A 21,403-nucleotide genomic window follows, 5' to 3' on the forward strand; every position below is an offset into this window, starting at 1 on the left:
ATTAGTACTGTGGGTTCAACGGATAGTGCGGCAGGGTGCCAAACCATTTTTGGTACAGCTGAGCATTTTTCTTCGAGGCGTTAATTTCAAACAGGAACTCGTTCAGGTAGTTAAGCCATACCTGATCGCCGGCCTTCACGCCGAAGGCGTTATATTCCAGCGGTACCAGTGCTTCGTCGGTCACCATCAGCGTCGGGTCGAGCTTGGCCTGATAAGCCAGGAAGTTGTTATCCTCGATCATCGCATCGGCCTGACCCTGTTTCACCGCCAGAATGGCCGCCTGCGAAGAGTCATATTCCTGAATATTGACCTTGATATTCATCGCGCGAACTTCGTCGCCGTTGGTGGAGCCTTTCACCGTTGCAATGGTTTTGCCACCCATATCCTGCACGGATTTTATGCCGCTGCTTTTCTTGACCAACAGGGCTTCGCTGGCGACGACGTAAGGCTGAGTAAAGCCTATTTCCTTCGCGCGTTCGAGGTTGCGGGTAAAGTTACAGAACACCACATCAACTTTGTCGGTTTGCAGGTTTGGAATTCGGTTGGCGCTGGTGGTGTTGACCATCTCAAGCTTGACGCCCATGTCATTGGCGAGCTCCTTCGCCAGGTCGACGTCGTAACCATCCGGGTTGCCTGCTTTGTCATAGAAACCAAACGGCGCAAAGCTCAGGCAATCGCCAACCCGAAGCGTACCGCGTTGCAAAACGGTTTGCAGGGTGGAGGTTGGGGCAGCGCCTGCTTTTGAATCTTTGGATTCGGTCGGTGTGCAGCCCATTAAGGCGAATAAACTCACGGCGCTAAAAAGACAGGCGGCTTGCTTCTTATATTTTATGTGATTCATCTTGTTACCCTCGGTGTAATAAAAATCGACATGCTGTGATGTGAGTTTAAATATCAATAACGCTGATGTTATCCGCGATTAATTGCGCTGGCGTTTAGCTGGGTTATTATTTTCGGTCGGCCCGGAAACACTTCATATCAACCTCGACTTTACAGTCGACCACTAAATCCTGAACGCTACAGATGCGGGCGGGAGGATGCCCGTCAAACACTTCACTAAAAACTTTGTTAAAAGAACTGAAGTATCTGGCGTCGGTTAACACTGCGGTCACGTGGACTACGTCCTTCACCTCATACCCGGCTTCGCGCATAATTTGCAGGCAGTTATCGAACGCCAGCCGTGTCTGCTCGACGATGCCGCCCTCAACGACTTCGCCTTCTTTCATCGGGGTCTGGCCAGAGATATAAAGCCAGCCGTCGGCTTCAACCGCTCGGGCAAAGGGCAGTCGCTGCCCCCCTGTGCCTACGCCACCTTCGGTGCCATAGCGTTTAATTGACATGCATTTCTCCAAAAATTGCGATAAGCGCGCAATTTAATAATAAAAAAATTGGGTTATCAGGGTTGGGTTGCTGTCTGATATATCAGACTTTAGTCTGTGATACCGGATGTTTTTAGATTTGCATAAAGAATATAGATTTGCAATATAGCGCCACGGCTTTATAAGTTAATTAATGCGAAAAATAGATAACCCGTTGTTGTGGGGATTTTTTTAAATAACTATTTTGTGATCGCTATCGATATTTCACCCTTTGGGCTATTTTATTTTTCGCCCTAAATAAGGGCCTCCGTTTGGTGCGGTCATATTATTTGTGATTAATGGGATTCGCTTCACGGCTAGATTAAATACTGTGTATGATGTGCTTCAGCGTGATAAAGCCAGGGTAGATGAATAAGGGAGTAAATATGCCGGTAGAAAACGCACCCCGCGCAAGGGGCGTGGACCGCGTAATTGATATCTTTCGTCAATTACATCAGGCGCGTCAGCCCATGACGATGCGTGAACTGATAGACGCCACGGGCGCGCCGCGGTCGAGCATTTATGAGTTGGTCAGCATCTTGACTGAGGCCGGATGGCTTGAGTCCAACGCAGAAGGGAACATTTTTTTCGGTCGTGAAATGCACTATTACGGTGCGGACTACATGGCCCACAACGATCTCATCCGCCGCTCCCATCAGTTAATGGTGGAGCTGGTGGCTAAACACGGCGAAACCGTGCAGCTGTGTATGCTCGAGGGCAATAAGTACCAGGTGGTGCTTTCAGAAAGCAACGCACAGCCGTTCAAGATAAGCTCCGACATCGGCGTGAAGGTGCCCATTCCCTGGACTGCATCGGGCAGACTGCTGCTGGGTGACTGGTCTGCCGAGGATATTTTGGCGCTGATCCCGGACGAAGACTTCGTGCTTGCCAACGGGCGAACCATCGACAAACAGGAGTTTCTTGACGACATTCACCGGGCAGGCGCACAGGGTTACTACCTGACAGAAGGCCTGTCCGACAGCTTCACCTGCTGCATGGCGGCTCCTATCCGCACGCGCACCGGCCACGCGGTGGCGGCATTTTGTTTCATGGTGAGTCGCGATACGCCAATGGAGAGAAGGCAGATGCTGTTACAGGAGCTGATCGTCTCAGCACAGCGGCTTTCCGAGCTTTCGTAAGAGGGCTGAGGGGTCAAAAATCAAGGGCAAGAGCATGTTACAGAACCAGCAGGGCGCATTTTTGCGCCCTGCTGGCGTTGAGCATCAGTAGCTCAGCGTGAGGATCTCCTTAGCGCGCGCCAGGTCGATGTCCTGACGTTCCCCCATAGGCAACATATTGAAACGCTCGAGGTTATCGAGAATTTCGTCGATCGCGGTTTTTGGCTGACCATAGGCGCTAAGCTGCGTTTTCAGGCCCATCAACTCGAAGAACTCACGCGTTTTAGCGATGGCGGCGTCGATGCGGGCATCGTCGTCACCCGTCTGAATATTCCATACGCGTTCTGCATACTGCAACAGCTTCTGTTTTTTGCTCTCGCGCTGCACCTGCAACAACCCCGGCAAGAGAATTGCCAGCGTTTGCGCATGGTCGATACCGTAAAGTGCGGTCAGCTGGTGGCCGATACGGTGTGTCGCCCAGTCCTGAGGCACGCCGACGGCAATCAGCCCGTTCAATGCCAGCGTGGCGGACCAGGTGATCGCCGAGCGAACGTCATAATTCTGCGGATCTGTCAGCGCCTTCGGCCCTTCCTCAATCAGCGTTAGCAGCAGACCTTCGGCGAAGCGGTCCTGTACTTTGCCGTAAACCGGATACGTCAGATACTGTTCGATGACATGAATGAACGCATCCACGACGCCGTTGGCAACCTGTGTGACCGGCAGGGTGTAGGTCTTGGTCGGATCCAGTACGGCAAATTTTGGGAACAGCAGCGGGTCGCTGTAGCCGGATTTTTGGCCCAGTGCGGTATTAGTGACTACCGCCACGTGGTTAGTTTCCGAGCCCGTCGCCGGAAGCGTCATCACACAGCCGAGCGGAAGAGCCTCGCTCAAAGGCTGGCGCTGTGACCACAGCGGCCAGATATCGCCTTCATATAACGCCGCAGCAGCAATAAACTTGGTGCCATCCACCACTGAACCGCCACCGACGGCCAGCAAAAAGTCGACCTTATTTTCCCTCACAATGTCGACGGCCTTCATCAAGGTGTCGAGATGGGGGTTAACTTCGATACCGCCAAACTCAAACGTGACACGGTCACCTATTGCGGCCTTAACCTCATCCAGCGTGCCATACTTTTTGGCGCTTCCGCCGCCGTAGGTAATTAATACACGGGCATCTTCAGGGATGTGTTGACCTATATCCGCGATGCGATCTGCGCCGAAAAGCACGCGGGTCGGGTTATAAAAATCGAAGTTAAACATCGTTAGCTCCTGGGAGAAGAAATTAGAGTCGTGGTGGTAAGGATTACCATGATAACGCAGGGAAATGTATCTACGGTCGCTGATTAAGACTGAGTGCCGCACAAAGTGCTTATCTGTCGGGAAGATTGTGACGATTATGCCGGAGGGAAAATCTCTCCCTCACGGGGTGCGAGGGAGAGGTTGATTCAAATATTACTTAACCTGCATGCCAGGCTGTGCGCCACTGTCAGGGCTCAGCAGGAAGATGTCTTTCCCACCCGGACCCGCTGCCATGACCATGCCTTCTGAAATACCGAAGCGCATTTTACGCGGTGCCAGGTTGGCGACCATGATGGTCAAACGGCCTTCCAGCAGTTTTGGATCAGGATACGCTGAGCGAATGCCGGAGAAAATCTGACGCTTTTCGCCGCCCAAATCCAGCTGCAAACGCAGCAGTTTGTCAGAACCTTCCACGAAGTCTGCGCTTTCAATCAGGGCGATACGCATATCCACCTTGGCGAAGTCGTCGAAGGTAATGGTGTCCTGAATCGGTGCGTCGGCCAGTGGACCGGTTACCGGGGCTTTGGCTGCGGCGATGTCCTCTTTAGAGGCATCAACCATCGCGGTGACTTTGTCCATTTCGATACGGTTGAACAGGGCCTTGAAGGTTTTCACCTTATGACCCAGCAGCGGTTGATCGATGCTGTCCCAGCTCAGTTCGCTATTAAGGAATGCCTCGGTGCGTTCGGCCAGTGAAGGGAGAACCGGCTTGAGGTAAGTCATTAATACGCGGAACAGGTTGATTCCCATTGAGCAGATAGCCTGCAGGTCAGCGTCACGGCCTTCCTGTTTTGCCACAATCCACGGTGCCTGCTCGTCGACGTAGCGGTTAGCAATATCGGCCAGCGCCATGATTTCACGGATTGCACGGCTAGATTCGCGGCTCTGATAAGCCTCGGCGATGCTGGCTGCGGCATCGGTAAAGGTCTTGTATAGCGCTTCATCGGCCAGCTTGTCGGAAAGAACGCCTTCAAAACGCTTGCTGAGGAAACCGGCGTTACGTGAGGCAAGGTTAACGACCTTGTTCACGATGTCGGCGTTAACGCGCTGTACAAAGTCTTCGAGGTTCAGGTCGATATCGTCAATGCGTGATGACAGCTTCGCGGCGTAATAGTAACGCAGGCAGTCGGCATCAAGATGTTGCAGGTAGGTGCTGGCCTTGATGAAGGTACCGCGAGATTTGGACATCTTCGCGCCGTTCACCGTCACATAACCGTGGACGAATAGGTTGGTCGGCTTGCGGAAGTTGCTGCCTTCCAGCATGGCTGGCCAGAACAGGCTGTGGAAGTAGACAATGTCTTTACCGATGAAGTGGTACAGCTCGGTGGTGGAGTCTTTCTTCCAGAATTCGTCGAAGTCCAGGTCTGGGCGACGATCGCACAAGTTCTTGAAAGACCCCATGTAGCCAATTGGCGCGTCCAGCCAAACGTAGAAGTATTTGCCTGGGGCATCAGGGATTTCGAAGCCGAAGTAAGGCGCATCACGGCTGATGTCCCACTGTTGCAGGCCTGACTCGAACCATTCCTGCATTTTGTTGGCAACCTGCTCCTGCAACGCACCAGAACGGGTCCACGCCTGAAGCATGGCGCTGAACTCTGGTAGGTCGAAGAAGTAGTGTTCTGAATCGCGCATGACCGGCGTCGCGCCAGAAACCGCAGATTTAGGGTCGATAAGCTCGGTCGGGCTATAGGTTGCGCCACAGACTTCGCAGTTGTCGCCGTACTGGTCCGCTGATTTGCATTTCGGACAGGTGCCCTTCACGAAACGGTCCGGCAGGAACATGCCTTTCTCTGGATCGTAAAGTTGAGAAATAGTGCGGTTCTTGATAAAGCCATTTTCTTTCAGACGGCTGTAAATTAGCGTCGACAACTCACGGTTTTCTTCACTGTGCGTGGAGTGATAGTTGTCGTAGCTGATACCAAAACCGGCGAAATCTTTCTGATGCTCCTGGCTCATCTCCTCAATCATTTGCTCCGGCGCGATGCCCATCTGCTGTGCTTTAAGCATGATTGGGGTGCCGTGCGCATCATCGGCGCAGATGAAGTGAGTTTGGTTGCCGCGCATTCGCTGGTAACGGACCCAGATATCTGCCTGGATGTGCTCGAGCATGTGTCCGAGGTGAATAGAACCGTTAGCATAAGGAAGTGCACAGGTTACCAAAATTTTTTTCGCGACTTGAGCCATAGTAAGAGCTTGCTTTCTTTTTTAAGATTGTGGGGGGATCGATGTTAACTCACAGAGCCTACCCACGTAAACAAACAGGGATTCTGTTATGCTATTTTTATAACAGTGAGATAGCGGAAAGTTTACGGTAACTGCCGCCACTGAATTCCATAATAAATCTGTATTTCAAGGAGCCGGGATGAAATCACAATCCCCTGAGAACGTTACTCCCGCTGAACTTCACGCCGCTGTTAACGTGGTGTTGGCGACTTTTACCCATCCTACATTACAAAAAAGTCTGACGGCGCTTAAAGCGTTACATCAGTGCGTGGTAATGGACAACGTTCTGCACATCGAACTCATCATGCCTTTTGCCTGGAAATCAGGCTTCGAGCAGTTGAAGTTGCTAACCACCTCCGAGCTGCTGCGGGTAACCGGTGCACGCTCCGTTGACTGGCGTCTGTCGCATGACGTCGCCACGCTGCGCCGCGCCAACGATCGCCCAGGGATCAAGGGCGTGCGTAATATTCTGGCGGTCAGCTCCGGCAAGGGCGGCGTCGGCAAGTCGACAACGGCGGTAAACCTCGCGCTGGCGCTGGCGGCTGAAGGCGCGAAGGTCGGTCTTCTTGACGCCGACATCTATGGTCCGTCGATCCCCAACATGCTCGGCACCGAGGAGGAGCGTCCGACCTCGCCAGACGGCCAGCACATGGCACCTATTATGGCGCACGGCATGGCGACCAACTCCATTGGTTATCTGGTGACCGACGAAAATGCTATGGTCTGGCGCGGCCCGATGGCCAGCAAGGCGCTGCTGCAAATGCTGCAGGATACGCTGTGGCCGGACCTTGATTACCTGATTATTGATATGCCGCCGGGCACCGGTGACATTCAGCTGACGCTGGCGCAAAGTGTGCCGGTGACCGGCGCGCTGGTGGTGACGACGCCACAGGACATCGCGCTGCTTGATGCCATGAAGGGCATCGTGATGTTTGAGAAAGTCAAGGTCCCGGTGTTGGGCATCATCGAGAACATGAGCATGCACATTTGTAGTCAGTGTGGTCACCATGAGGCGATTTTTGGCACCGGTGGCGCGCAGACGCTGGCTGAAAAATACCGCTGTGAACTGCTGGCGCAAATGCCGCTGCATATTTCGCTGCGCGAAGACCTGGATCGCGGTGAGCCGACCGTGGTTTCCAACCCTGACAGCGAGTTTACGGTCCTGTATCGTCAGCTCGCCTCCAGGGTTGCCTCACAGCTTTATTGGAAGGGCGATGCCATTCCGACCGAAATTGCCTTCCGCGCCGTCTAATAATCACACATTTGCTGATTAATTTAATCAAGCCAGCCGGTTAGTGGCTTTAAGGCTGGCTTCATCAACAGGTTGTACCTATAATTGGCGCGATCAAAGCGCCATCAGGCTGCTTGCCCTTCAAACCTCCAAATCAGGTCGTTAATTTTATGTCTGACAAGTTCCATCAGTGTGTCATCGTGGGTATCGCTGGCGCATCTGCCTCTGGAAAAAGCCTTATTGCCAGCACTTTGTATCGTGAATTACGCGATCAGGTCGGTGACGAACATATCGGTGTTATACCGGAAGATTGCTATTATCGGGATCAGAGTCATCTGACCATGGAAGAGCGTGTTAAAACCAACTATGACCATCCCAACGCGATGGACCATAATCTGCTCCTCCAGCATTTGCAGGCGATGAAGTCAGGGAAGGCCATTGAATTGCCAGGCTATAGTTTCATCGAGCACACACGTCTGAACGAGACCGTGACGCTGGCACCAAAAAAAGTCATTATCCTTGAAGGGATCCTGCTGCTGACCGACGTCCGTCTGCGTCAGGAGATGAATTTCTCGATTTTCGTCGATACACCACTGGATATCTGCCTGATGCGCCGCATGAAACGCGACGTTAACGAGCGCGGCCGTTCTATGGACTCGGTAATGGCTCAATATCAGAAAACGGTTCGCCCAATGTTCCTGCAGTTCATTGAGCCTTCCAAACAATATGCCGACATCATCGTGCCTCGCGGCGGTAAAAACCGTATCGCAATCGACATTTTGAAAGCAAAAATTAGTCAGTTCTTCGAATAACAATCAGCAATAGGGGCGGAGTTTTTTCGCCCGACTACTACATCAAGAAGTGCCAAAGGAGTTGTAATGAGACTGTGCGATCGCGATATAGAGGCCTGGCTGGACAACGGTAAACTGAGTATTGAACCGCGTCCACCCGTTGAACGTATCAATGGCGCCACCGTTGACGTGCGCCTGGGCAATGGTTTTCGCGTATTCCTTGGGCACAACGCAGGGTTTATCGATTTAAGCGGTCCCAAGCATGAAGTGGGCGCAGCCCTCGACCGGGTCATGAGTGACGAGATTGTTCTGCCGGAAGGCGAAGCATTCTTTTTACACCCCGGTGAACTGGCGCTGGCGGTGACGCTCGAATCCGTGACGCTGCCGGATGACCTGGTCGGCTGGCTCGACGGACGTTCTTCTTTGGCGCGCCTCGGTCTGATGGTTCACGTGACCGCACACCGTATCGATCCGGGCTGGCAGGGCCGTATCGTGCTTGAATTCTATAATTCAGGTAAACTGCCTTTGGCGTTGCGCCCAGGGATGCTTATCGGCGCATTAAGCTTTGAACCGTTATCCGGTGCGGCAGCGCGCCCCTATAACAGTCGTCAGGACGCAAAATATCGGGACCAGCAGAGCGCGGTTGCCAGCCGTATTGATAAAGACTGACAAGTCCTGGCAGGATGCAAGGGCAGGCAACTTATAAGAGGATGGCATGAGAAGATTAGTGACAACGTTGGTTATTTTACTGGTGGTTATTATCGCCGGTATGACCTCGCTGGTTTTTTTGATTAACCCTAATGACTTCCGCAATTACATGGTTAATCGCGTTGAACAAAGAAGCGGTTATAAACTGGCAATCGATGGCGACCTTCGCTGGCATGTCTGGCCGCAGCTGAGTATTTTGGCGGGCCAAACGTCTCTTACTGCTCCGGGTGCCAAAGAGCCGGTCGTGAGCGCAGAAAACATGCGTCTCGACGTGCGCCTTTTGCCGCTGCTCTCACATCAGCTTTCTGTTAAACAGGTGATGCTCAAAAGTGCGGTGATTCGCCTGACGCCTGACAGTGAAGCCAACGAGCCGGACGCGCCCATCGCGCCGGCGCATTCTGCAAGCCAGGGCGTTGAAAGCGATGACGATGGCTGGAAATTTGACATCGGCCGTCTCAACGTTGCCGACAGCCTGCTCATCTGGCAGCGTGCCAAGAGCGACCAGATCAACGTGCGCGACATTAATCTGCAGATGGAACAGAACGATCGTCGTCAGGCGACCGTACAGCTGTCGAGCCGCATCAACCGCGATCAGCGTGACCTGACGCTGAGCCTCAATGCGACGCTGGATATGCAAAACTATCCGCGCCAGTATTCGGCCAATATTACTAGCCTGACCTATAAGCTCAGTGGCGCGGACATTCCTGCGCAGGGCGTCTCGGGGCAGGGCAGCCTGCAGGCAAAATATCAACAGTCTAATAACACCATGACGCTCAACCAGCTCGCGCTGTCGGCGAATGATAATCAGCTGACCGGCAGCGGCGTGGCGGTGCTCAATGATGTGCCGGACTATCAGCTGAATTTGCAGTCGAACAACGTGAATCTGGACGCTATCTCCGGGTGGCAGCCTAACGGCACCGGCAGCGCCCAGCAGAAAGCGCAGTCCGTGACGTCGGCACCGGTTATTGCCAGAGATATAGATGCGCAGCAGGACTCGCTGAACGTGCTGACCGGCTTTAATGCTCAGGTAGCGCTCAAGGCCGTTGACGTGACCTACCGCGGGCTAAAAATTCAGAATCTCGATTTGCAGGCAACCAATCAGGCCGGTAACGTCAAGATTGCGCGGCTTAGCGGCAATATGGGGCAGGGAACGTTCTCGCTTCCGGGCGCGCTAGACGCCACTGGCCCACGTCTGCTGGTCAACTTTACGCCGGACCTCAGCAACATTCCGTTAGGTGATTTGCTGCGTGCCTACAATTTGCCGCAGGCGTTAATCGGCAACTTCAGCCTGCACGGCGCATTGAGCGGAAAAGGCCTGTCGCTGACTGACTTCAACAGCAACTGGCAGGGCGATGCGCAAATGTCGATGGACAATGCGCGTCTGAATGGCTTGAATATTCAGCAGTTGGTGCAGCAGGCGGTGAGCCGCAGCAATAACCGCGTTCAGGGTATGCAACGCTACGAGGTCTACAGCGATATTCAGCAATTGCAGGCCCACGGCGCATTGCGCAATGGCGTACTGACGCTGAGCAATCTGTCGGCGGATTCCGCGATGATGAGCGTGAAAGGCGACGGACAGGTTAACTTCCCAGACGAACAGGCCGACATGAATCTGCGGGTGAAAATCACCGGCGGCTGGCAGGGTGACAACGATTTGATTGCCACGCTGCAAAAAACCGAGATTCCGCTGCGCGTATTTGGTCCGTGGAAACAGCTTAACTATCAGCTGCGGGTGGATCAGATCCTCCGTCAACAGCTGCAGCAGGATGCGAAAAATGCAATTCAGAACTGGATTGATAAAAACAAAGACGACAAGAACAGCGACAAAGTGAAGTCATTCATTAACAAGATGTGATTTCCCTGCCGCACGGGCCTGAATCATCAGGCCCGTCGCGTTTAATCCCCTTCGTGCTCACACTTCATAATCATCGGCAATCGGCTTTAACGGCGTTATCTTTACCTTGAGAATGCGGTGGCTGTTCACCTCGATCGGTTCAAACAGGTAGTTATCGATATACAGCTGTGCGCCCTGGTGAGGGATGACCTGCGCGTGCTCCATCAGCAGACCGGCAAGGGTATGATATTCGCGCTTCTCTTCTACCGGCAGCGGCAAATAGGTCACCAGATCGTCAAGCGGCATATAACCGTTGGCTATCCAGCTGCCGTCCTCAAGTTGAACGATATCGTGGCGCGCGTCGAGCGTGGCCGACGATTCCGGCAGACTCCCTGCAATGGTCTCCATTACGTCGGTCAGCGTCACTATCCCTTCCACCGAACCAAACTCATCAACCACGAAGGCAAAGTGCGTCTTGGCCTGCCTGAACTGCTCCAGCGCCGCCAATAGGGAAAGCTGCTCCGGGAAAATCAGCGGCTGCTTGATGATGGCCTTGAGGTCGAGTTCGTTATGCAGCAACTGCTGCTTGAGCAGGTCAACGACGTGGATAACGCCGAGCGGTGCATCGGTGGAACTGTCTTCGGTAACCAGGATACGGGTATGAGAATTATTGACTAACTGACGGGTTTGCACCTCGGGTGGGTCGTTAAGTTCGAGATTATCGACGTCGTGCCTCGAGGTCATGACGCTACTGACCGATCGCTCGGCAAGCCCAAGCACACGCTCGATCATTTTGCGTTCCTGCTGGTTAAAGATAGCGTCGTCTTCGTTAGCAATATCGGCGACCATATCAGAGGAATGCGAGTCGAGATCCGCCTCCTCATGCTTGCCGCGCAGCACCTTCAGTACTGTCTCGGCCGTGCGTTCGCGCAGCGAGCGACGAGAAGACAGGAAGCGGCGGCGGTTAAACTGCGCCAGCTGGTTCAGCACCTCTATCATGACCGAGAAGCCAATCGCCGCGTAAAGATAGCCTTTGGGGATATTGTAGCCAAAGCCGTCTGCCACCAGGCTAAAACCTATCATCAGCAGGAAGCTTAGGCAGAGGATAACGATGGTCGGGTGCTCATTGACGAAGCGCGTCAGCGGACGGCTGGCGAGCAGCATCAGGCCGATGGCGATACAGACCGCAACCATCATCACGGCAAGGTGGTCGACCATGCCGACCGCTGTAATGACCGAGTCCAGAGAAAATACCGCGTCGAGCACCACTATCTGTGCCACGACAGGCCAGAATTGGGCACGACTTCCCTGTTGAGTGTTCTCCTCATCCTTACCCTCGAGCCGTTCATTGAGTTCGGTGGTCGCTTTAAACAGCAGGAAAAGGCCGCCGGCCAGCATAATCAGGTCACGGGCGCTGAAGGATTTGCTGAATATTGTTAACAGGGGATGAGTGAGGGACGAGAGCCAGGAGATTGAGGCAAGAAGCAGGAGTCGCATGACCAACGCAAGCAGAAGACCGGTAACGCGTGCGCGGTCTCGCTGGCCTCGGGGCAGTTTATCGGCAAGTATCGCGATAAAAACCAGATTATCGATTCCTAGCACAATCTCGAGAATCACCAGGGTAGCCAGCCCGGCCCAAATCGACGGATCGGCAATCCATTCCATATCGCTTATTTACCTTCACTGTCGCGGCGAAGTCCGCAAAATGAATAATGGTCGTTGGCAACGTAAATTTCAAATTTAAATCAGACAGCTAAAGGGGAATACTTAGCGTTGCGGCGGGAGACCAAAAACGGAGTGGCGGTGGCTTTTCCAGCGATCTGGTGGTTTGGTCGGCAATGACAGACTTAGACCAGGAGGACAAGACGTTTTTTTGTCGGTTTTTATTAAAAAAAATCATTTCTTGGGTAACAATCTTATTTTTTTATGGTTGACTTAAGGTCATACTTAACTTGCTGTTATGTTGTTGTTTGTAGTTAGCGTTGTAACGACATTTGCATAGGCTACAAAGAATTTCATAGTGATAAGACAACATCTTATACAGGCAAGGGACTGTCGATGAACCTGCCAAATGCAAGGCGAGAGTCTATACTTTGCTTAAGTGATTTTTAGGGTTGTAACAATTGCTTAAGTATCTTCAGTTAGTAAAGCGGTGAACAAACCATGGCAAACCGCTGGCTGATTTTAATCTTATGGTGTTGAGGAGTATCTCTTACAATGTTAAAAGCTGTTATCCCTGTTGCCGGTCTAGGCACGCGCATGTTGCCAGCGACAAAGGCCATTCCAAAAGAAATGCTGCCAATCGTCGACATGCCTTTGATTCAATACATCGTTAACGAATGTGCTGCCGCCGGCATCAAAGAAATCATTCTGGTGACTCACTCGTCTAAAAACGCGATTGAAAACCATTTCGATACCTCTTTTGAACTTGAAAGCATGCTGGAATCACGCGTTAAGCGTCAGCTGCTGGAAGAGATCCAGTCTATCTGCCCGAAAGGCGTTACCATCATGAACGTGCGTCAGGGCCAGTCCAAGGGGCTGGGTCACGCCGTTCTGTGTGCACGCCCTCTGATCGGCGACGCACCATTTGCTGTACTTCTGCCGGACGTGCTGATGGACGAAGTGTCCTGCGATCTGCGCAAAGACAACCTGGCAGCGATGTTGAAGCGCTTCGATGAAACGGGCTACAGCCAGGTTATGGTTGAAGAAGTGCCGGAAGAAGACGTTTCTAAATATGGTGTAGTTGACTGCAACGGCGTTGAAGGCGAAGCGGGCAAAAGCATCCCGATGAAAGCTATCGTTGAGAAGCCTGAGCGTAAAGACGCGCCATCAAATCTGGCGGTAGTAGGGCGCTATGTCTTCAATAAAGACATTTGGCCTCTGTTGGAAATCACCCCTTACGGCGCGGGTAACGAAATTCAGCTGACAGACGCAATCGCGCTGCTGATGAAGAAAGAAACCGTTGAAGCCTTCACCATGACCGGTCGTTCACACGACTGTGGTGACAAGCTGGGATACATGAAAGCCTTTGTTGAGCACGGTATCCGTCACAAGAGCACCGGTGCAGCGTTCGAACAGTGGTTGAAAGAGTTCGTAAGCAAATAATCTTTTGAAGATAATGCTTAACAATGAGAAAGCACCGTGCAAAAGCGGTGCTTTTTTGTTGTCTGATTTTGCCTGGCTATGAGCTACGAGGATGTGGTCGCTGCAAGGGGTAGCATTATGCAACGCCTGATAGGCCGATCATTACCTTTCTAAAACTGGCATAAAACCAAGTAACCTCTCCATAATCGCTCGACGATGCTATATAATACCCGCGCTAAACAAATGACTTTACGCTATAAAGAAAGGTATTTTTTAATCGATCTCTACCACTTCTAGCCTGAAAAAGTCGATACGATTTATCGTGATATTGGCTAACGCGTTGCGAACGGCGAGTTCTCGGGAGATTCTTAGAGAGATATTTTGCAAGTGTAGGTAGATTAGCCGGTGTTTATGACTGGCTATCCCGACAAACTCAAGGTAGTTATAACAACTGCTCGACTTTCAAGCAGGATTAACATTAGCTCGAAAGCACTCTTTTTGCAGCGTACTCTGGTTACCGAAAGGCCAGGGGCGGTAGCGTGGTCAACTGAAAAAAATTAATCCTGATACGGGGATAAAGGAATAGCGTTTTTGGCTATGACGCACTCGGTCGGTCAGGGAAAATTTCAATCAAAGCAGAGAGTTATATGAAGTATAGTCTAGGTTACCTTCTCGATTTGGCAACGGTCATTACCGAGAAAGAATTAAAAGTCAGATATAAAAGCAGTTTTTTTGGGTATTTGTGGTCGATTGCTAACCCGTTACTCTTTGCGATGATCTATTACTTTATTTTTAAATTGATCATGCGTGTTCAGATCCCGAACTACACCGTATTTATTATTTCTGGTTTATTTCCGTGGCAGTGGTTTGCGAGCTCGACATCGAACTCTTTGTTTTCCTTTATTGCGAATGCGCAAATTATTAAAAAGACAGTTTTCCCGCGTTCCATTATTCCTTTCAGTAATGTCTTAATGGAATGTCTGCACTTCCTCTGTACCATTCCGGTTATTATTGTCTTCCTGTTGATTTATGGAATGACGCCTTCATGGGACTGGATCTGGGGCGTGCCGCTGATTGGTATTGCACAGATGGCCTTTACACTCGGCATTGCATTAACGCTGTCGACGCTGAATCTTTTCTTCCGCGATCTTGAAAGATTTATCACACTTGGCATTATGTTGTTGTTCTACTGCACTCCGATTCTTTACGCAGGCGATATGATCCCTGAGAAGTATCATTTCTTAATTGAATATAATCCTCTCGCGAATATGATTCTCAGCTGGAGAAGTCTTTTCATGGAAGGCGTGATTAATTACCACGAAGTTTTCATGCTTTATGGCTATGCGGTCATTTCACTCCTCATCGGTTCCTATGTATTTAACAAATTAAAATACAGATTTGCAGAGATACTATAATGAGTGCAGTTATTGAATTCGTAAACGTGACTAAGCGCTATCCGCTTTATCATCACATTGGTTCTGGTATTAAGGAACTGATCTTTAACCCGAAGCGCGCATTGAGCCTGCTAACTGGCAGAAGCTATCTCGCGATTGAAGACATCAATTTCAGCGTAATGAAAGGCGAGTCCGTTGCGCTGATTGGCCGTAATGGTGCGGGTAAAAGTACTTCTCTGGGCCTTGTTGCCGGTGTCATGAAGCCCTCATCGGGTCAGGTTAAAGTGACGGGCCGCGTAGCGTCAATGCTGGAATTAGGCGGTGGCTTCCATCCTGAATTAACCGGTCGTGAAAATATCAGGCTAAATGCTATTTTGCTTGGTCTGCGCAGGAAAGAGCTTAAGGAAAGAATGGACAAAATTGTTGAATTCTCCGAACTCGGGGAGTTTATCGATGAGCCAATTCGCGTTTATTCAAGCGGCATGCTGGCAAAGCTAGGCTTTTCTGTCATTAGTCAGGTAGACCCCGATATCTTAATCATCGATGAAGTCTTGGCTGTAGGTGACATTGCTTTTCAACGCAAGTGCATCAATACCATCGAAGATTTTAAAAGAAAAGGCGTTACCATCCTGTTTGTAAGTCACAATCTGTCCGACGTTGAAAAGGTTTGTGACAAAGTGATATGGATTGAGAATCACCGATTGAAGCAAATTGGCGAGGCGCATGAAGTTATCGCCAGCTATAAAGAAGCTATGGCTTAATTAAGCAATTACCACTAATTCGATATTATCGGACTGTTGAATGAAACAAATCACAATTTATACTTGTCACCACAAGCCAAGTGCTTTTTTGTCCAGCGACATCATTAAGCCAATCCACGTGGGTAAAGCTAACAGCTTTAATGAAATCTGCTGTGCCGGTGATGATACTGGCGACAATATTTCTTTCAAAAATCCGTTCTACTGCGAACTGACCGCGCACTATTGGGTTTGGAAAAATGCCGAGCTATCCGACTTTGTCGGGTTCATGCATTATCGCCGTCATCTGAATTTCTCTGCAGATCAGAATAAAGTGGAAGATAACTGGGGTGTGGTGAACTACCCAGAGATCACGGCAGAATATGAAGAAATGTTTGGCCTGAATGATGCCGCAATTGCTTCCTGCCTTGAAGGTTATGATATTTTACTGCCAAAGAAATGGGACGTTAGAGCCGCAGGCAGTAAAAATAACTACGATCACTACAAAATTTCGAACTACCTGCATATCAAAGACTATCAGGCAGCTATCGACATATTATTGAAACAACATCCAGAATACTACCAAGCGGTAAAAGAATTTAACTTCGCTACAGACGGTTATTATACTAATATGTACGTCATGAACCGTGAGCTATTTGCTGAGTATTCAGCCTGGCTGTTCGGTATCATGAGCGAACTTGAAGATGCAATATCCTTTGATAATTATAATGCACAAGAAAAAAGGGTAGTTGGCCATATTTCAGAGCGCCTGTTCAATATCTTTATTATTTATAAATCTTCGGTTTCAGCCCTGAAGATGAAGGAAGTTCAGCGTACATTTATCTCTCAGGAAACCTTTAACGGTGTACTGCAGCCGTATTATGATAGTAATGCTGTGCCCGTTGTCATCTGTTTCGATGATAACTATGCCATGAGCGGCGGCGCGCTGATTAATTCTATTGCGCGTAATAGCCATGCTGATAAAAACTATGACATCGTTATTCTTGAAAATGGGGTTTCGCAACGCAACAAGGGGCGTTTAAAAGATCTCGTTAAAGACAAGCCGAATATGAGTATTCGTTTCTTTGACGTGAATGCTTTCACTGAGCTAAAAGGCGTATACACGCGCGCCCACTTCAGTGCTGCAACCTATGCGCGCCTGTTTATTCCTCAGTTGTTTAAAAACTTTCCACGCGTCTTGTTCATCGATGCCGATACCGTGGTAGAAAGTGACGTTGCCGAATTGCTTGAGCTCGATATTGGTAACAATTTAGTCGCTGCCGTTAAAGATATCGTGATGGAAGGGTTTGTTAAATTTAACGCCATTGCGCAGTCTGAAACCGGTGTTCAGACTGCGTCACAGTATCTGAAAACGCGTCTGCAGATGGAAGATCCAGATAAGTATTTCCAGGCGGGTATTATTCTCTTCAATGTTGCTCAAATGAACAACGAGAATACCTTCGCCAAGCTGATGGAAAGTATGATCGGGCAGGTTTACTGGTTCCTGGATCAGGACATCATGAATAAAGTGTTCTATGACCGCGTGCACTATCTGCCGCTGTGCTGGAACGTCTATCATGGTAACGGTAATACCGACGACTTCTTCCCGAATCTGAAACTCTCTACCTATATGAGTTTTCTTGAAGCGCGTATGCATCCGAAGATGATTCACTATGCGGGTGAGAATAAACCTTGGAATACCGCTGATGTCGACTTCTTCGATAACTTCCTGAAGAACGTCCACAATACGCCTTGGGAAAAGGACGTTTATGAGCGCTTGCTGTCTCATGGAAAAATAAGTTCCAACCCGGCGATGCCGATGCCAAAAGTATTACTTCAGACCAAAGTTAAGCGCAAACTGATGCCGTATTTCAATCGATTTGCGCCGATCGGCTCTCAGCGCAGAAGTTCTATCAGCAAGCTGTATTATAAAATTAGACGCATCGTTTTAGGTTAAGTGAGAGAGTTATAAATGACAAATAAAAATGTATTGATAGTCGGTGCTGGTTTCTCAGGCGTGGTAATTGGTCGTAAACTGGCAGAGCAAGGTCATAAAGTCCGTATTATCGATAAACGCTCTCATATTGCCGGTAACTGTTACGATGCGCGCGATGAAGAGAGCCAGGTAATGGTTCACACTTACGGACCGCACATCTTCCATACTGATAATGAAGTGGTCTGGAATTTCGTTAACGAATTCTCCACCATGATGCCTTATGTTAATCGGGTAAAAGCGACCTACGGCGGTCGGGTTTTCTCTCTGCCGATTAACCTACATACCATTAATCAGTTCTTCAATAAAACCTGTTCGCCTAATGAAGCGAAACAGCTGATTGAAGAAAAGGGTGATTCAAGTATCACCGATCCTAAGACTTTTGAAGAGCAGGCGTTGCGCTTTGTGGGTAAAGAGCTTTATGAAGCTTTCTTCAAAGGCTATACCATCAAGCAGTGGGGCATGTCGCCGACGGAATTACCCGCGTCTATCCTGAAACGTTTGCCGGTACGTTTTAATTACGATGACAACTACTTCAATCACAAATTCCAGGGTATGCCAAAAGACGGCTACACGGATATGGTTGAGAAAATTGCAAACCATCCAAATATCACGGTTGAGCTAAACACCGATTTCGATGTAGCTGAACGCGAAAACTATGACCACGTGTTCTATAGCGGTGCGCTGGATTCATTCTACGATTACAGGTTTGGTCGTCTGGGCTATCGTACGCTCGATTTCGACAAATTTACGGTTGAAGGTGATTATCAGGGTACGGCGGTAATGAACTACTGCGAGCAGAGCGTTCCATATACCCGCATCACCGAGCACAAGTATTTTTCTCCATGGGAAAGCCATGAGAAATCTGTATGTTATAAAGAATACAGCCGCAGCTGTGAGGAAAACGATATTCCTTACTATCCAATCCGTCAGGTGGGGGAAATAGCACTGCTGGATAAGTATCTCGAATTGGCGAACAAGGAAAAAGACATCACCTTCATCGGTCGTCTGGGAACTTACCGCTATCTGGATATGGACGTGACCATTGCTGAAGCATTGAAAACGGCCGATGTTTATCTGCAATCCGCCGCGGCAAACACTGATATGCCGGTATTCACGGTTGACGTAAAATGAAATTGGTAGCGCTGATAGTCACGTTTAATCGACTAGAAAAGCTAAAAAAATGTTGGGCAGCGTCAGCTGCCCTTAATTTCACCGACATCATTATTGTCAATAACGCTTCAACCGATAATACCGCCGAGTGGTTGGCGAGTATTACCGACTCGCGCCTCAAAGTTATCACGCTGCAAGATAACACCGGAGGAGCCGGTGGCTTCAAGGTCGGTATTCAATATATTGACCAACAGGTTGAGGCTGATTTTGTCGCGCTTTATGACGACGACGCCTATCCCACTGTCGATTTGCTTGAAAACTTTTCTTCTATTAGAAGCGACGAATATCAGGCCTATTGCTGCCGCGTTGAAGACTTAGACGGCAATTTGTGCAAGATGAACGTTCCTTATGCCAAATTCCCGTCGACCTTTGCCGATACCCTCAGCTATATTCGTGCACCACAACGTTTCTTGCCGAATGAACATTGTAGCCAGACCGTGGCGAGTTTCTCTTTTGTCGGCTTGATCATCGACAAGCGGGTTCTAGTTAATAACATTAATAGTATTTACCCAGAACTATTTATCTATTATGACGATCTATATTTGTCCAAAGCACTAACGGATAAAGGCATCAAAATTCGCTATTCGCCTGAAGTGGTGTTTAAGCATGATATTCCCGTTGGCGTAAAAACTATTTCACCTACCTGGAAAGTCTATTATTTAGTTCGCAATCTCTTTTTGGCTCGCTATCTTTCCCGTTCGCTCCGGGCTTATTCGACGCCGGCCATAATGATCAGAGTGTTGAAGTATCTCGTTTTAACTATTAAGCAGGAACAGAAACTGAGTTATCTTCACTTCGTTTTTAAAGGGATCACTGACGGCATATCCAATAAAAGCGGCAAAAAACACTAGTTGGTGGTATCTGATGAAAAAAGTTTGCTACTTGATCAATTCCGATTGGTATTTTGAGCTGCATTGGTCAGAGCGTGCATTGGCTGCCAAGGCCGCGGGGTATGAGGTTCATGTTATCTGCCACTATGAGGGAGATGAAATTAAATCACGCCTCGAGAAACATGGGTTTATTTGCCATAACTCACTGATTTCTGCCCAGTCTTATAATCCTGTTGGATTCATACTGACTTTCTCAAGAATATGGAAGATGCTAAATAGACTCGATCCTGACGTTCTTCACTGCGTCACAATCAAGTCATTTTTGGCCGGTGGAATCTATGCACAGGTAAAATCTAGGCCCGTTATTCTCAGTTTTGCCGGGTTAGGGCGGGTTTTCGACAATGGAAAAATGTTGATCAACGGACTGCGGTTTTTCGTATTGAGTATTTATAAATACATTGCAAAAAATCCTCAGGCGGTGCTGGTATTTGAACATGAATCCGACCAGGAGCGACTGATTTCACTGACGGGTATTGATAAAGAGCAAACTCGGGTGATTGATGGCGCAGGCATTAACACCGATGATTATCCCTACACATCGGAACCTATTCAGACTCCTCCTGTCGTCCTCTTTGCAAGTCGTATGTTGTGGAGCAAAGGGCTACGCGACCTCATTAGCGTGAGGAAGTCTCTGGCAAAGGACGATATTCATTTCACGCTGAACGTCGCAGGAATTTTATCCACTGACGATGCCGATGCTATTCCACTCTCGATGCTTGAACAATGGCATAAAGAAGGGACAATTAACTGGCTTGGCAGAAGTAACAACGTGAGTCAGCTGATTGAGGCGGCTAATATTGTTGCTCTTCCCTCTACCTATTCAGAGGGGGTGCCTAGAATACTGCTCGAGGCGGCGTCGATGGGCAGAGCGTGTCTTGCGTATGATGTTGGTGGCTGTAAAAGCATTGTTCAGGACGGAGCAAACGGGTTTCTTGTTGCTAGGAAAGACAAGGCTGGCCTTGAGAGCCAACTTAAAAGACTGCTTCAGGACGCGCCCCTTCGCCACAAAATGGGGTTAGTCGGCAGAGAGTTAGCCTTGACTAAGTTCTCGTCTGCTCAAGTTATTGTTAAGACGCTGAGGTTATACGAGGGGGTGTAATACCTCCTTATTAAACTGCTTTAGTTTATAAAAAGCCCCGACTCTGAGGAGTTCGGGGCTTTTTTACGCCTTGGTTTTACTCTTTGCTCAAAAGAGAGTTGGCAAGGATGGTTTTTAGGTGCTTCGGTTTTTCCCATTTCCTAAGCTTATTGATATGCTCCTCACCAGCAAAGTTGAAAATTAGAGCGTAAACTGTTCAATACGTATTTGGGAAAAGTCGGTTATTTCGTTCTGCTCTAAATGTAATCTCAAAGTTAAAAAATTCGCTCTTTTTGACCTGCAATTCGTCGTTGTTACCGGTAAAGTGTCAAATGCTCGGCATGGTGGCTGAGGCTAAACTGCACCGACCACTTGAATGGTTGTGATAGTTATAGCTGTGATAGGTACACCCTCAGTCATTCTCATGTACAATGCTTGGGTTCATTTGTATGGCGCGGTGACGATAAACCTACTAAGAACAGGGGTTTGAGT

General features: G+C 49.4%; 17 protein-coding genes. 12 read left to right on the forward strand and 5 right to left on the reverse strand.

The genetic code is table 11. The features are described 5' to 3' along the window. Position 1 precedes the first annotated feature (1 nt). Positions 2-841: an ABC transporter substrate-binding protein gene (locus O1V65_RS05465; protein ID WP_017490024.1), complete on the reverse strand. Its 840-nt coding sequence runs from the start codon at positions 839-841 to the stop codon at positions 2-4. 106 nt (positions 842-947) lie between these two features. Beyond that, the gene (locus tag O1V65_RS05470) at positions 948-1,340 is read right to left on the reverse strand and encodes a RidA family protein (protein WP_017490023.1); all 393 of its coding nucleotides are present in this window, start codon (positions 1,338-1,340) and stop codon (positions 948-950) included. Between the two features lie 404 nt (positions 1,341-1,744). On the opposite strand from O1V65_RS05470, the gene O1V65_RS05475 reads away from it, so the two are divergent. Beyond that, a complete protein-coding gene (locus O1V65_RS05475) occupies positions 1,745-2,497 on the forward strand; it encodes an IclR family transcriptional regulator (RefSeq protein WP_017490022.1) in 753 nt (250 codons plus the stop codon). Positions 2,498-2,581: 84 nt separating this feature from the next. Here the strand turns inward: O1V65_RS05475 and O1V65_RS05480 are convergent, their stop codons facing one another. Then, positions 2,582-3,736 (reverse strand): iron-containing alcohol dehydrogenase, encoded by a 1,155-nt coding sequence (locus O1V65_RS05480; RefSeq protein WP_084912170.1) that lies wholly within the window; start codon positions 3,734-3,736, stop codon positions 2,582-2,584. Between the two features lie 192 nt (positions 3,737-3,928). Further along, a complete protein-coding gene (metG, locus tag O1V65_RS05485; RefSeq protein WP_017490020.1) occupies positions 3,929-5,959 on the reverse strand; it encodes a methionine--tRNA ligase in 2,031 nt (676 codons plus the stop codon). Between the two features lie 178 nt (positions 5,960-6,137). Here metG and apbC point away from each other — a divergent pair, with 178 nt between their 5' ends. From apbC to asmA, 4 genes are all read left to right on the forward strand, one after another. After that, positions 6,138-7,250, forward strand: coding sequence for an iron-sulfur cluster carrier protein ApbC (apbC, locus tag O1V65_RS05490; RefSeq protein WP_084912171.1), 1,113 nt, complete (start codon positions 6,138-6,140; stop codon positions 7,248-7,250). A 149-nt stretch (positions 7,251-7,399) separates the two neighbouring features. Further along, positions 7,400-8,041: a uridine kinase gene (gene udk / locus O1V65_RS05495; RefSeq protein WP_017490018.1), complete on the forward strand. Its 642-nt coding sequence runs from the start codon at positions 7,400-7,402 to the stop codon at positions 8,039-8,041. Positions 8,042-8,107: 66 nt separating this feature from the next. After that, entirely contained in the window at positions 8,108-8,689 is a 582-nt protein-coding gene (gene dcd / locus O1V65_RS05500) for a dCTP deaminase (RefSeq protein WP_017490017.1), read from the forward strand. Positions 8,690-8,735: 46 nt separating this feature from the next. Continuing rightward, positions 8,736-10,583, forward strand: coding sequence for an outer membrane assembly protein AsmA (asmA, locus tag O1V65_RS05505; protein WP_026110275.1), 1,848 nt, complete (start codon positions 8,736-8,738; stop codon positions 10,581-10,583). Between the two features lie 57 nt (positions 10,584-10,640). Here the strand turns inward: asmA and O1V65_RS05510 are convergent, their stop codons facing one another. Then, entirely contained in the window at positions 10,641-12,227 is a 1,587-nt protein-coding gene (locus tag O1V65_RS05510; RefSeq protein WP_017490015.1) for a TerC family protein, read from the reverse strand. A gap of 552 nt (positions 12,228-12,779) precedes the next feature. On the opposite strand from O1V65_RS05510, the gene galU reads away from it, so the two are divergent. From galU to O1V65_RS05545, 7 genes are all read left to right on the forward strand, one after another. Continuing rightward, a complete protein-coding gene (galU, locus tag O1V65_RS05515) occupies positions 12,780-13,667 on the forward strand; it encodes a UTP--glucose-1-phosphate uridylyltransferase GalU (protein WP_227955126.1) in 888 nt (295 codons plus the stop codon). A 626-nt stretch (positions 13,668-14,293) separates the two neighbouring features. Next, complete coding sequence (locus O1V65_RS05520; protein ID WP_017490013.1) at positions 14,294-15,061, forward strand: ABC transporter permease; 768 nt, start codon at positions 14,294-14,296, stop codon at positions 15,059-15,061. Beyond that, positions 15,061-15,801, forward strand: coding sequence for an ABC transporter ATP-binding protein (locus O1V65_RS05525; RefSeq protein ID WP_017490012.1), 741 nt, complete (start codon positions 15,061-15,063; stop codon positions 15,799-15,801). Before O1V65_RS05520 ends, O1V65_RS05525 begins: the two co-directional genes overlap by 1 nt. Positions 15,802-15,841: 40 nt before the next feature. Further along, positions 15,842-17,734 (forward strand): DUF4422 domain-containing protein, encoded by a 1,893-nt coding sequence (locus O1V65_RS05530; RefSeq protein ID WP_026110274.1) that lies wholly within the window; start codon positions 15,842-15,844, stop codon positions 17,732-17,734. 15 nt (positions 17,735-17,749) lie between these two features. After that, the gene (glf, locus tag O1V65_RS05535; RefSeq protein ID WP_017490010.1) at positions 17,750-18,904 is read left to right on the forward strand and encodes a UDP-galactopyranose mutase; all 1,155 of its coding nucleotides are present in this window, start codon (positions 17,750-17,752) and stop codon (positions 18,902-18,904) included. Continuing rightward, positions 18,901-19,794, forward strand: a complete 894-nt coding sequence (locus O1V65_RS05540; protein WP_017490009.1) for a glycosyltransferase — start codon at positions 18,901-18,903, stop codon at positions 19,792-19,794. Before glf ends, O1V65_RS05540 begins: the two co-directional genes overlap by 4 nt. Before the next feature lie 13 nt (positions 19,795-19,807). Beyond that, a complete protein-coding gene (locus O1V65_RS05545) occupies positions 19,808-20,932 on the forward strand; it encodes a glycosyltransferase family 4 protein (protein WP_017490008.1) in 1,125 nt (374 codons plus the stop codon). Positions 20,933-21,403 lie beyond the last annotated feature (471 nt).

Origin of the sequence: Rouxiella badensis (assembly GCF_026967515.2) — a bacterium.
GTDB lineage: Bacteria > Pseudomonadota > Gammaproteobacteria > Enterobacterales > Enterobacteriaceae > Rouxiella > Rouxiella badensis.

What these genes read in the sequence shown, in the direction of transcription:
- udk (WP_017490018.1), top strand. Translation starts at nt 7,400, where the DNA reads ATGTCTGACAAGTTCCATCAGTGTGTCATCGTGGGTATCGCTGGCGCA.
- O1V65_RS05465 (WP_017490024.1), bottom strand. Translation starts at nt 841, where the DNA reads ATGAATCACATAAAATATAAGAAGCAAGCCGCCTGTCTTTTTAGCGCC.
- glf (WP_017490010.1), top strand. Translation starts at nt 17,750, where the DNA reads ATGACAAATAAAAATGTATTGATAGTCGGTGCTGGTTTCTCAGGCGTG.
- O1V65_RS05525 (WP_017490012.1), top strand. Translation starts at nt 15,061, where the DNA reads ATGAGTGCAGTTATTGAATTCGTAAACGTGACTAAGCGCTATCCGCTT.
- O1V65_RS05510 (WP_017490015.1), bottom strand. Translation starts at nt 12,227, where the DNA reads ATGGAATGGATTGCCGATCCGTCGATTTGGGCCGGGCTGGCTACCCTG.
- O1V65_RS05470 (WP_017490023.1), bottom strand. Translation starts at nt 1,340, where the DNA reads ATGTCAATTAAACGCTATGGCACCGAAGGTGGCGTAGGCACAGGGGGG.
- dcd (WP_017490017.1), top strand. Translation starts at nt 8,108, where the DNA reads ATGAGACTGTGCGATCGCGATATAGAGGCCTGGCTGGACAACGGTAAA.
- O1V65_RS05475 (WP_017490022.1), top strand. Translation starts at nt 1,745, where the DNA reads ATGCCGGTAGAAAACGCACCCCGCGCAAGGGGCGTGGACCGCGTAATT.
- O1V65_RS05530 (WP_026110274.1), top strand. Translation starts at nt 15,842, where the DNA reads ATGAAACAAATCACAATTTATACTTGTCACCACAAGCCAAGTGCTTTT.
- galU (WP_227955126.1), top strand. Translation starts at nt 12,780, where the DNA reads ATGTTAAAAGCTGTTATCCCTGTTGCCGGTCTAGGCACGCGCATGTTG.
- metG (WP_017490020.1), bottom strand. Translation starts at nt 5,959, where the DNA reads ATGGCTCAAGTCGCGAAAAAAATTTTGGTAACCTGTGCACTTCCTTAT.
- asmA (WP_026110275.1), top strand. Translation starts at nt 8,736, where the DNA reads ATGAGAAGATTAGTGACAACGTTGGTTATTTTACTGGTGGTTATTATC.
- apbC (WP_084912171.1), top strand. Translation starts at nt 6,138, where the DNA reads ATGAAATCACAATCCCCTGAGAACGTTACTCCCGCTGAACTTCACGCC.
- O1V65_RS05520 (WP_017490013.1), top strand. Translation starts at nt 14,294, where the DNA reads ATGAAGTATAGTCTAGGTTACCTTCTCGATTTGGCAACGGTCATTACC.
- O1V65_RS05545 (WP_017490008.1), top strand. Translation starts at nt 19,808, where the DNA reads ATGAAAAAAGTTTGCTACTTGATCAATTCCGATTGGTATTTTGAGCTG.
- O1V65_RS05540 (WP_017490009.1), top strand. Translation starts at nt 18,901, where the DNA reads ATGAAATTGGTAGCGCTGATAGTCACGTTTAATCGACTAGAAAAGCTA.
- O1V65_RS05480 (WP_084912170.1), bottom strand. Translation starts at nt 3,736, where the DNA reads ATGTTTAACTTCGATTTTTATAACCCGACCCGCGTGCTTTTCGGCGCA.